At 47.0% G+C, this 12,195-nt stretch carries 10 protein-coding genes; 9 read left to right on the forward strand and 1 reads right to left on the reverse strand.

The features are described 5' to 3' along the window. The first annotated feature begins 287 nt into the window (after positions 1-287). The 7 genes from GCU48_RS19295 to GCU48_RS19325 all read left to right on the forward strand — a co-directional run bounded on the left by GCU48_RS19295 (position 288) and on the right by GCU48_RS19325 (position 7,075). Entirely contained in the window at positions 288-1,742 is a 1,455-nt protein-coding gene (locus GCU48_RS19295; RefSeq protein ID WP_152381131.1) for a bifunctional metallophosphatase/5'-nucleotidase, read from the forward strand. Beyond that, entirely contained in the window at positions 1,696-2,856 is a 1,161-nt protein-coding gene (locus GCU48_RS19300; protein WP_152381132.1) for an HD-GYP domain-containing protein, read from the forward strand. The genes GCU48_RS19295 and GCU48_RS19300 overlap by 47 nt, the downstream gene beginning before the upstream one ends. A gap of 97 nt (positions 2,857-2,953) precedes the next feature. After that, the gene (gene yfkAB / locus GCU48_RS19305) at positions 2,954-4,084 is read left to right on the forward strand and encodes a radical SAM/CxCxxxxC motif protein YfkAB (protein WP_152381133.1); all 1,131 of its coding nucleotides are present in this window, start codon (positions 2,954-2,956) and stop codon (positions 4,082-4,084) included. Positions 4,085-4,219: 135 nt separating this feature from the next. Beyond that, entirely contained in the window at positions 4,220-5,575 is a 1,356-nt protein-coding gene (locus GCU48_RS19310) for a hemolysin family protein (protein ID WP_152381134.1), read from the forward strand. A 191-nt stretch (positions 5,576-5,766) separates the two neighbouring features. Beyond that, on the forward strand, positions 5,767-5,991 hold the full coding sequence (locus GCU48_RS19315; protein WP_025717661.1) for a spore coat associated protein CotJA: 225 nt from the start codon (positions 5,767-5,769) through the stop codon (positions 5,989-5,991). A gap of 1 nt (position 5,992) precedes the next feature. After that, complete coding sequence (locus GCU48_RS28670; protein ID WP_280116408.1) at positions 5,993-6,472, forward strand: spore coat protein CotJB; 480 nt, start codon at positions 5,993-5,995, stop codon at positions 6,470-6,472. Positions 6,473-6,505: 33 nt separating this feature from the next. Further along, positions 6,506-7,075, forward strand: a complete 570-nt coding sequence (locus GCU48_RS19325) for a manganese catalase family protein (RefSeq protein WP_025717659.1) — start codon at positions 6,506-6,508, stop codon at positions 7,073-7,075. A 153-nt stretch (positions 7,076-7,228) separates the two neighbouring features. Here the strand turns inward: GCU48_RS19325 and GCU48_RS19330 are convergent, their stop codons facing one another. Then, positions 7,229-8,305, reverse strand: a complete 1,077-nt coding sequence (locus GCU48_RS19330) for a glycosyltransferase (protein ID WP_152381135.1) — start codon at positions 8,303-8,305, stop codon at positions 7,229-7,231. Between the two features lie 351 nt (positions 8,306-8,656). Here GCU48_RS19330 and GCU48_RS19335 point away from each other — a divergent pair, with 351 nt between their 5' ends. Together GCU48_RS19335 and GCU48_RS19340 are read left to right on the forward strand one after the other, a co-directional pair. After that, positions 8,657-11,470, forward strand: a complete 2,814-nt coding sequence (locus tag GCU48_RS19335; protein WP_152381136.1) for a methyltransferase domain-containing protein — start codon at positions 8,657-8,659, stop codon at positions 11,468-11,470. Positions 11,471-11,492: 22 nt separating this feature from the next. After that, positions 11,493-12,155, forward strand: coding sequence for a class I SAM-dependent methyltransferase (locus GCU48_RS19340; protein WP_152381137.1), 663 nt, complete (start codon positions 11,493-11,495; stop codon positions 12,153-12,155). The last annotated feature ends 40 nt before the right edge of the window (positions 12,156-12,195 follow it).

Genomic DNA, 12,195 nt, shown 5'->3' on the forward strand with positions numbered 1-12,195 from the left:
TGTGTCGAAAATACGAAACAACCCTAATATATCAAGAATTATATGGGATGACAACGACTAATTTACTATTAATCCGAGTTGTAAAATAGGTACGAGGAACCCTTTCACCTCAGATACATACGGAAGCTAGTGTTAATGCTTTTTCAATGTGTTTATGATTTGAGCCTGTAGTAGAGCCGAATCGTTGGGGAGGTTTTCCCTTTCTCATATGTACCATAATGGTAAAGAAAATGGTATGCTTAAACATTAGAAGCTTCAAAGTCGATATATAAAGAAGGAGGGCGGTTATGGAGATGACGACTCAGCAAACGTTGACCATTTTGCATACGAATGATATACATAGTCGTTTTGGCAGCATGCCTTCGATAGCCGCAATGATTGATGAGCAGAGAGGCATATTAGGCGATGCGCTGCTTGTACTGGATATAGGAGACCACATGGATCGGATGGCCCCCGAAACGGAAGGAACGCTGGGTGGCGCAAATGTGGATGTGATCAATCTAACAGGATATGATGCGATTACGATAGGTAACAATGAAGGTCTGACTTTTCCCCCGGATATTATTGAACAGGCCTATGCGGGGATTCACTGCCCGGTTGTATGTGGCAATATGATAGATAGTGCGACGGGGGCAAGACCTTCGTGGATGAAGGAATCTCTGATTTTGGACAAAGCAGGGATCAAGGTTGGTTTGCTTGGCTTGACGGCCCCTTTTACAGAGTTTTATCAATTGCTCGGCTGGAATGCTCTCGATCCGTTTGAGGTGCTGGGTGAGCAGATTGCAGCACTGAGAAAGCAGGTTGATATTTTGGTTGTGATGTCTCATTTGGGTTTGCCTTCCGATGAGAAGTTAGCATCACAATTTCCGGAGATTGATGTTATTCTCGGAGGCCACACCCATCATGTGCTGGAGAAGCCGCTTTGGATAGGGAACACCGCTTTGTGTGGGGCAGGGAAGTTCGGGACACTGCTGGGTAAGGTGACACTAACACGTAGCGGGAATCATGAGCCGTTTCGAGTTGCGTCAGGCAGCGTAGTTCCTGTAGATCCCACGCTTCTGGATGAAAAAGTAGCCTCGGCCATCATGTTGCATCGCAGACATGCAGAGCGTGCTTTGGAGAGTATAGTAGCCGTAACGGATCGGGAACTGGGGATTGCATACGATCAGGAGTCCCCTTTCGGGAATTTGCTGGCACAATCGGTATCACATTTTACAGGTACAGCCATTGCGCTGGTTAATGCGGGGCAACTGCTCGGCCCGTTACCGCAAGGGGATATCAGCAAAGGAATGCTTCATTCCTTATGCCCATCGCCGATTAATGCCTGTGTTATGAAGTTGCGGGGAAGGGACATTCGGCTGGCATTGGAGCAGTCTTTATTGCCTGAATTTGCGGACAAGCCAATGATGGGATTTGGCTTCAGAGGTAAAGTGCTTGGCACGATGTGTGTGGAGGGTTTGGAGATACAGTATGACCCGGATCGCGCTCCTTATGATAAAGTCACACGTATTCGCGTTGCGGGTCATGTATTGGTAGAGGATGAGGAATATACAGTAGGTACACTGGATATGTTCACTTTCAGAGCAGGTTATGAGGTGCTTGCGAACGGAATGGAGCTCCGATTTATGCTTCCAGAATTTTTACGGGATTTGATTGAAATGGAGTTGAAGCGTCCGGGCGCGATGGAAGAGTGTTTTGCAGCTAGGTGGCTTCAGGTATCAAAACAATCGGGAGAGGATTAAGCTGCGACTGGTACCTGTAACATTATTGAGAGCCGGCATGAAGCTGGGCAAAAAAATATACAATGAAAACGGAATGGTGTTGCTCTCGGAAGGTGTTGAGCTTACTCAGCGATTGATTGAACGTCTAGGCCAAGTCGGTATTGGATATGTATACATTGAGGATGCGGTAACCGAAGATATCGTGATTCCTGAAATGATTCATGAACAGACAAGGGCAGCGGCGCTACAGGAGATCAAAAAGCAGTTTCAGGGTCTGTCATCCTATTCCGTAGATCATAAGAACAAATATTTTGGAAAGTCCTTTTATAAGGTGATGGAGTCCATTCTGGATGATATCGGAAGCAGCCAGGATGCCGTCATTATGTTGATGGATATTGGAGCAGCGGACCAGGATTTGTATCATCATTCATTAAACGTATGTCTGTATACGCTTGTACTGGGAATAGCCAATGGCTACGATCACAACCAGCTTATGGAGTTGGGAATAGGTTCATTACTGCACGATATTGGAAAAATGAAAATTTCACCTCAGGTGCTTTATAAGCCAGGCAAATTGACGGACGAGGAATACGAGCATATGAAAACACACACGGTGATTGGCTACAGGCTGCTTAAAGATGAACCTGGGATTCCTTTATTGTCAGCTCACTGTGCATTGCAGCATCATGAGCGTATCGACGGTAGCGGATATCCGAACGCTTGGAAGAAGGATCAAATCCACGAATATGCAAAATGGATCGGTTTGGTAGATTCATACGACGCAATGACAGCAAGTCGGATATATAAGCAGGCGTTGTTGCCTTATGAAGCAATGGAGGTGCTGTACGCGGGTGCAGGTACGCTGTATGAGCAGCGGATGCTGGAAGCCTTCCGTGACTGTGTAGCGATTTACCCTCTGGGGCTCTCTGTAGTGCTCAATACAGGGGAGGAAGGGGTTGTTGTACGTATACACCCCAAAATTCCGCAAAGGCCTGTTATTCGCATTGTGAGAGACCGGGACGGGCAGGAGCTGAAAGCACCTTACGATGTGGATTTGTCCGTATCCCTTTCGGTTATGATTACGAACACACTGGGGGCGGCCGCTGTCCCTTTCGGAGAAGTACGTGTGGATTAGCAGAAGGCGTTGTAGAAAGCATGCAGACGCTTTACAGGTCATGATATGATATTTATATGTCTTTTGAGGTTAATAACAGAAATAAGGTGAAAACATAATGACAGTTCTACAAAACAATATATTTCCCCCAATATCGCCATCATACGACCCGTGGGACCCAATTGTCTCACTGCGTACACATGGTCGTCATTTGCTGACAAGTGTGGAAATGACTGTGACGCATCTGTGCAATATGCGCTGTGAGCATTGCGCTGTTGGCGATATGCTGGTCATGAAGGAGGCTCCTTTTCTACCGTTAGATCTGATGCTGAAGCGGCTGGATGAGGTTGAGCATCTGGAGACGATCAGTATTACAGGCGGAGAACCTGCTTTGCTCGATAAAACGGTTGATGAAGTGATCGTACCGTTGCTGAAATATGCCAAGGAGCGCGGCATTCGCTCACAAATAAACTCCAACCTGACATTGGATATCCGCCGATATGAGAAGATGCTTCCTTATTTGGATGTCATGCATATATCATTTAATTATTTGAATGCCGACGATTTTTATGAGGTAGGTTTTGCGAATACCGGACGTCCGACTCCTCGCGCGGGTGCTGTTCGCCTTTATGAGAAAATGGTGGAGAATGCCCGTAAATTAAGCGAGATGGGCATGTTCATTTCAGCTGAATCCATGATTAATTATCGGACTCACACGAAGCTGGACGGTATTCATCAGTTAATTAATGAAATGGGATGCCGACGGCATGAAGTTCATCCGATGTATGCATCGAATTTTGCCTCTGCCCTGCCTGTGCTCTCACTGGGCGACATGCGCAGCGCTATTCATAAGTTGCTGGATGTGCGTAATCAGGATATGTGGATGTTATTCGGTACCCTGCCGTTCTTTGCTTGTTCTGATCGGGAGGAGGATCGCAAGCTGCTTCGCCGCCTGCGTCAGGAGCCGAATATTACGGTGCGTAATGACCCGGACGGTAGAAACCGCGTTAATGTGAATATGTTCACGGGTAGCGTATATGTGACGGATTTCGCAGACATTCCTGCTTTTGGCAACATTCAGGAGCAAGGTTTGGACGAAATTTTCGGGGAATGGCTGAATGAGCACCCGCTGAACCAGACCGTTAATTGTCATTGTGATGCCGCTACCTGCTGTGGACCGAATCTGCTTGTGGCGGACATGTATTACAAGGGAGTAGATTTTAAATCAAGAAAAGCATTACAACTATAAGCATGTTGCATGTTCTTATTTGCGACTTTCAATTCCATCTAGATTGCAAATGCTCTAATTCGTATAGAGAATTCACGATGAGGGTTGCAAGTCAAATGATGCTGAATGCCAACTATAAGAAATGGGGAGTTCGTATTGGAAGGTCATACCGAGTTTCATTGGGGATTGCTAGTTGTGAATCTCCTCTTGGTACTGCTGCTTGTCTTTCTTAACGGTGTATTTGTGGCTGCAGAGTTTTCGCTGGTCAAAATGCGCCAATCCCGATTGACGCAGCTCCAAAGCGAGGGTCATCGCCTGGCAGGCTATGCGCTGAAGGTGAACCAAAAGCTGGATGCTTATCTGTCCGCTACCCAATTGGGCATTACGCTGGCTTCACTCGGCTTGGGCTGGATCGGTGAGCCAGCAATATCCGGCTACCTGATAGAGCCACTCATGCACAAACTCGGTGTAACCGACGGTACACTGATTACAACAGTATCCATAGTTGTCGGATTTTGCGTAATTACCTTTTTGCATATTGTATTGGGCGAGCTGGCTCCAAAGTCTCTGGCCATTCAGAAAACCGAAAGGGTGGCGTTATTTTTATCGGCTCCGTTACTGCTCTTCTACAAGATTTTTCTGCCCGTGATCTGGGTGTTGAATGCCGCTGCCAATTTATTGCTGCGAACATTCGGTATCCAGCCGGCAAGTGAGGCCGAAGCGGCGCATTCGGAGGAAGAAATCCGGATATTGATGAATCAGAGCGCCAAAAGCGGGGTTATTGATAAGGATGAAATCAAGCTGATGGATAATATTTTTGATTTTTCCGACTTGCTTGCCCGTGAAATTATGCTGCCCCGTACAGATATGGATTGTTTGTACACAAACTTATCGTTCAAGGAAAATCTGAAAATCATCAGTGATACCAAGCATTCTCGCTACCCGGTAGCGGTCGAGGACAAAGATCAGATTATTGGCTTTGTTCATATTACGGATCTTCTGCTAGCTGAGCAGGGGGAGCAACTGGATCTGACCTCGGTTGTTCGTCCTATTTTAAATGTACCGGAGTCTATGGAAGTAAGTCATGTGCTCCGTCTTATGCAGAAAAAGCATTCCCAAATGACCCTCGTGGTGGATGAGTACGGCGGAACAGCCGGACTGCTGACAGCTGAGGAAATATTGGAGGAAATCGTCGGGGACCTCTATGATGAGTTTGAGGATGAACGTCCGAGCGTGGAAATAAAGGAAAACTTTATCTCTGTGGACGGCCGTATGCTCATTGAGGATGTCAATGATTTGACCGGTGTGAACATTGAAGATGACGAGGTGGATTCCATCGGAGGCTGGCTGTTCAAGGAATTGGAAGGCAGCCCGGTGAAGGGAAAGAAAATTGAGTTTTATAATCTGACCTTTGAAGTGGAGGAAGCAACCAGGCTTCGCATTATGCGGGTTAAGATTCATCGCAAGCCTGAACCTGTGATTGAAGATGAGCTTTCTACCGATGAATCCTGATCCCAATAGATAGGTGCGGTCAGTTCAGGTATGTAAGTTATTATAGAAGAATAGACAAGGAGCCTTTGATTCCACATTAACGTGGTTTCGAAGGTTCTTTTTTTATCTATAATTTTTTTGTTCGAGACTTGGGCGATGCGGCATATGTTGAATAGTAAAGCAGATGGATCAATCAAAGGAGGTCCCGGCCCGTGAAATTTCCCCAGCAAGGTGAGTATGCTCCGTTTGTCGGCCCGTTCGATCCGTGTCCGCCCATTCTATGCAAGACTTTTGTGCTACCGCCCAATTTGTTTGTGCAATTTCAGCCCCCCGGTCTGCCCCAATTCCGCCCGGAAGAGGCGCTGACGAAGGGAACACTATGGCCTTTGCTTTACAGCCCTTATCATCCCAATAGAAACCAGGGGGGAGGCGAGTAGAATGGAGCATCCAAATCAGGGTCAGTCCAACAACCAGTTTCAACAGCAAAACGAGCAAGAGAGTCAGTATCAACAGCAACAGCAGAATCAATATGATAGTCCCTATTCAAATTCGTACCAGTATCAATATCAAAACCAGTTCCAAAACCAAAACCAGTACCAGGGTCAAACACAGGACTACGATCAAGGCAGAAACCCGGCTCCGGGCTATACGCCCCAAACCAAACCGGGGGATGCACAGTTTTATGCGCTGTTGGAGAAGCTCCAAGCGGTGGATTTTGTGTTGGTAGAGCTTAATTTGTATTTGGATACGCACCCGGATGATTTGCAGGCCATTGAACAGTTCAACAAGCTCACACAGGAAAGAACAGTGATTGCTAACGAATACCAGCTTCTATATGGGCCTTTGCAAAATTTTGGCCGTGCCTATTCCAAATATCCTTGGGAGTGGAGTCAAGCCCCTTGGCCGTGGCAGGTATAGGCAGGTACAACCTTTTTTAAAGGAGGAACATGAATGTGGGTATATGAGAAGAAGCTGCAGTATCCCGTGCGTGTTAGCAAATGTGACCCTCACATGGCTAAGTTGCTCATGGAGCAGTATGGGGGAGCGGATGGTGAGCTCGCCGCAGCTTTGCGGTATTTGAATCAGCGTTATACCATTCCTGATAAGGTCATCGGTGTACTAAATGACATCGGGACAGAGGAATTTGCGCATCTTGAGATGATTGCCACGATGATTTACAAGCTGACGAAGGATGCAAGTGTGGAGCAATTGAAGGCAGCCGGTCTGGGCGAACATTATGCGGCGCATGATCGTGCATTATTTTACGAAAACGCGGGCGGGGTTCCTTTTACAGCGGCCTATATTCAAGCCAAAGGCGACCCCATTGCGGATTTATATGAGGACATTGCGGCAGAGGAAAAAGCAAGAGCTACATACCAGTGGCTGATTGATCTGACTGACGATGTGGATTTGCAGGATAGCTTGAAGTTTTTGCGTGAACGTGAAATAATCCATTCGCTCCGTTTTCGCGAGTCTGTGGAAATTTTGAAGGGGGAACGAGACCGGAAGAAAGTATTTTAAGGGAGTTTTTGAAACAGCTTTGGCTTTATTTGTTTTCTCATCCGATACATTATTAAAATAGGGAAGGCCATCTGCAAGCATCAAGTGCAGGTGGCCTTTTTCCTTTAACTGGTATGAATTTAAGAGAGACAACTTCCCAAGTGTTCGTCTTCCTCATCCCTGTTGTTCCAGCTTCGCAAAATATTGCTCGTTATATAAAACACTCGGATGAGTAGGATGATGTAACTGGGCCATGCGATGATGTAATTTTGCCTTTTCAATGTCTCCGATTCGGTCATAACACAGGCATAATTGCAAGTGCGGCAGCCAGGTGTGGTACGACGAATTGGTTAAGGCCATTGCATCTTGTGGAGGCTCAATCAGGGTAGCCTGCCTGAACCAATAAATGGCTTGTTCATACTGCTCGTCTTCAATGAGCAAATTGCCAAAGGCACAGCAGAACTGGGCGCGCGGTGCATCGAGGTTAAGTGTGCGAAGCAGCGCCGTCCGCTGCTCCTGCTTTTGACCTTGGCGACCGTAGCAATCTGCAAGCTTAAAGCAAGCAGCAATCCGGTCCTCAATCCATCCCTGGTTCAGCCCCAGATAGTGTTCATATTGCTGGATGGCTTCTATCGTCCGTCCGTTGTCATACAGTTCATTAGCAAAGTAATAGTGATCTCGTTCAGAAAATACGGTGCCCTGTTCCCGGTGCTTAAGGTATATGTGCAAATTACGGTCATTATAGGCGCGTGTTTTTTTGTGGGTCACCGCCATATTGCTGTGAATGATGCTGCCCGTCACATTCAGGAATTCGTGTACAAAACCGATCCATCTGAATTGACGATCCCGGCGCACAATCCGGTTTCTTTTCAGCTTATGCAGTGGCTGTCCCTGTTCATCTACGGATAACACATAATCCATCGTAATGCTGTCATAGGAGAGGGTTCCTTGTTTTTTCCAGTTAAGAAAGGATATCCGGTCTTTTTCTTCCAATATGTCGTCAGCATCCAGCCAAAATTGATAATCCTGTGTGGCTTGATCAAACGCATAGTTGCGGGCTGCCGAAAAATCATCACACCATGCAAAAGGGTATATCCGTGCGTTGAACGATGCAGCCACCTCCTGAGTGTGGTCGGTAGATCCCGTATCGACGATAATGATTTCATCTACCAGATCATGGACCGATTTCAGACAGGTGTGAAGCGCTTCTTCTTCATTTTTGACAATCATACATAAGCTGACAGTTACCATGCTCTTTGTCTCTCCCCAAAAAACTTGGTATACCCCCTATTTTATTGGGATAGCTCGCTCATTATGTAACAATTTCATAGAACGTGTGAAGGTATGCGATGATCATAAATTCATCCTCGCACTAATAAATTAGAAGATCAAAGTCTGATGCAGGGAGGAGGGCATGGATAGACCATTCATTTCACTCTGTAAGGGTTGTATTTTTGTACTGATGTCATTTCATTGATATTTCCAGGTGAAAGTCCGTTCATATCACGCTCACTCCCTTATCGCTTGATCGTAATTATGGTATGCGCTAGGACATGGAGGGAAACGGATAATGAGGCTTCCGCCTGATGGAGGCGTTGAATTATGCGTATACTAATCGGAAGTCCGATCCATCAGAAGCCCGAAACTTTGGTTTTGTTTCTTCAAGCATTGGAGCGACTGGATGCCCCTGACGTACTGCCGGATTATTTGTTTGTTGATGATAATGACAATCCAATCTCAAGCCAGTGGCTTGTTGATTTTGCCAATCGGCTGCCAGGACGGGTTTTGCCCTTGTTGAAAGGCTTGCAGCAAGTAGAGAACCGCAGCGATGAGCACACTCACTATTGGCCGCCTGCTCTCGTCTGGAAAGTGGCTGGCTTTAAAAATCGTCTCATTGACTACGCGCTGCAGCATCATTATGACGCGCTATTTTTGGTTGATTCAGACCTGGTTCTTCATTCCCGTACCTTGTGCAGGCTGGTAGAGACGGAGAAGGATATCGTATCCGAGATTTTCTGGACACGTTGGCAGCCGAATGGGACGCTGTTGCCTCAGGTATGGCTTAGTGACGAATATAATCTGTTTCACCGTGAAGAAGGCGAGGTATTATCGGCAGAGGAACAAGCGCATCGCGAGTTGCATTTTATACACCAGTTGCATGTCCCGGGCTTGTATGAAGTAGGCGGTCTGGGAGCTTGCACCTTAATTCGCAGACGGGCGCTGGTAGCGGGTGTTCACTTTGGCAAAATTAAAAACGTTTCCTTTTGGGGGGAAGATCGGCATTTTTGTATCCGGGCGGCTGCGTATGGATTCCCACTTTTTGTAGATACGTACTATCCGGCGATGCATCTGTACCGGGAAGCGGATCGGATCAAGGCAGAGCAACTGCTATCGACCTTAAATTATTTTACTTCGAGTGCAAGTACGGATCATCCGTATTATTTAAATCATGCAGAACACCCGGATACTCCTGACTATTCTCTGTCCTACAATCGTTCCACTCCATCAAGTGCTCCTAAATTCTCTGAACCTCCCGTTATACCAGATCATCTCCGTGAGTCTGCTGTCTTTGCCAAGTACACTGCGGATTCTTTTGCTGTGCCACAAGCATTTTCCGGACCACGTCAAAGTGAGCTTCATACACCCGCTGCCTCCAAGCCCAAGCTGACGCTGAGCATGACGGTATACAATGAGGCGGATTGCAAGCTCGCAGATGTGCTACGAAGTCATCGTGAATACATTGATGAAGCAGTCATTATTGATGATGGCAGTCATGACGGTAGCGGTGAATTGTGCCGGGAGCTGCTGAAGGGAATTCCACTGCGTTTGGTCCGTAATGAAACAGCTTCCTTTACTAATGAAGTCGAACTGCGGAAGCAGCAGTGGAGAGAGACTGTGGCATCCTCCCCGGAATGGATTTTGAATATGGATGCTGACGAAATGTTCGAATCCCGATTTGCTCAAGGAGTACATTCTTTGTTGGCAGGAACGAAAGCCGATACGATTTGCTTCAGGCTGTATGATATGTGGTCTTCCACACATTATCGTGATGATGACTATTGGCAGGCCCATCGGTACTACCGCCCTTTTCTAATTCGATACAAGGAAGAGTTCTCCTATAAATGGAAGGAGCAAGCCCTGCACTGCGGAAGATTTCCTGATAATGTGCTTGATCTTCCCAGCGAGATTAGCAATTACCGCATCCAGCATTGGGGATGGTATACACCTGCTATTCGCGCAGCTAAATTTGAACGGTACCAGCTGCTGGACCCGAATGCTCGTTATGGCTGGAAAGAGCAATATGAATCGATCTTGGACGCGAATCCCCGACTTACGCTCTGGGTAGATCAAGACAACAAAATTGTAGGGGACGAACCCGCCTCTGAACAGGAAGATATCGAACACGAAATCATCACGGAAGTTGCCAAGGTTGCCAGTGTTGAAGCTGTTACCGATCCCGAACCAGAAATCAAGGATGAAATAAAGGACGTATTTTATGGGAAGGGAAAAGGAGCAGAGCTGGGTATGAAGTGCAAATTGTGCGGTTCATCCGACACGGGTGTTTTCCATCGCTATGAACGTTTTACATTAATGGGATGCGGCTCCTGTGGATTGGTTTTCCGCAATGATGTGGATCGTATACAGCCTGAGGAGTTGATCGCAGAGATTTATAATGTCAATTGGGTTGCCATGCGTGATAGTGCTGCAGCTTCAACCTACGGGGATCATGCCCTTTTTGGGCTCATGCTGCTGGAAATGTTCAGTCCTGGTAAAGGGAGATTGCTTGAGATCGGATCGGGTACCGGGGAATTTATCCATGCTGCCCTTCAAAGTGGATGGAATGCTGTAGGGATTGAGCCTTCTATTGACTCACGTGCCTATGCCAAAGACAAATATGATGTAGATTTGATACCAGGCTACTGGAACGGTGAAATCGAAGAAGATGCTCAAACCCAGGAAATCAATGAAGCGCAAAATAATGAGGAAGATACTGATTTATCCTTGAGTCACCAATACGAGGCCGTTGCATGCTGGCATGTGCTGGAGCACATTGCCGACCCGATTGCATTTTTGACGGATTTACGCGAACAGCTTCAACCTGACGGGACGTTATATATGACAGTGCCCAACAAAAACTCGTTTACCAATGAGGCTTACGGCGCTTGTTCACCTTTATTCACGGAGGAAGATCATTTGTATCATTATTCGGAGCATACGCTGACACTGCTGCTGGCCAAGTCCGGCCTGCGTCCGATTGCGATGTTCACCCGTCAGCTTTCTTCCGGCTTGGATGACTTGCTACAAGCCCATCCGTTGTACGGTGAGCTTGATCTTACGGAACGAATGGGGCTGCTGGCCAAACTTCAAGGCGAGAAACGGGGTCATGAGCTGTGCTGTGTGGCAAAAGCAATCTGAGCTTTCGAGAGGAGGCTGATCCATGAACACTGCTGATCCGTATTTCTCCCGTTTTTTTGTATATTCTGATCCTAACTCCTCCAGCCTAATCTATAGGCTACCCCAAACCTGGTGGAGCCGTCCCTATGAGTATGAATGGTGTCTGCAATTTATGTCTGGGCAGGATACGGTGCTGGACGCCGCATGTGGTATCCCGCATCCATTCAAATTTGAGCTGGCTCGGCGCTGCGCTCAGGTTTATGCTTGCGATCTGGATATACGGATTATTTCCGTGGATGCCATTTTGGCCGAGGTACGGCGGGATATCGGAGAGGAGGCCGCCGAGCGCATCCAGGAAATTTTACCGGTTCGTCTCCAGTCCGCACATGCCAATCTGACGGCTCTGCCCTATGAGGATGCCAGTTTTGATAAAATTGTATGTATTTCGGTGCTGGAGCATTTAGCACCTGATGAATCGCTGGTAGCCTTGCGTGAATTTCATCGAACTTTACGGGATGACGGGATGCTTTTGTTGACGTTTGATTACCCTACGGTTGACCTTGCGGCGATGGAGCAGTGGATAGAGCAGGCGGGATTTTCGTATTGGAGCGGTGCTGATCTCAAGCTTCCACCTGATGCTTTACACACGAGTATGTGGGGTGGTTTGCATTGTTTTAGGACTGTTTTAAAAAAACATAAGAGCTAACGGTATGCGCAATGAGGTTTACACAAGCCTCTCTTATTGC

It is taken from the genome of Paenibacillus brasilensis (assembly GCF_009363115.1).
Taxonomy (GTDB): domain Bacteria; phylum Bacillota; class Bacilli; order Paenibacillales; family Paenibacillaceae; genus Paenibacillus; species Paenibacillus brasilensis.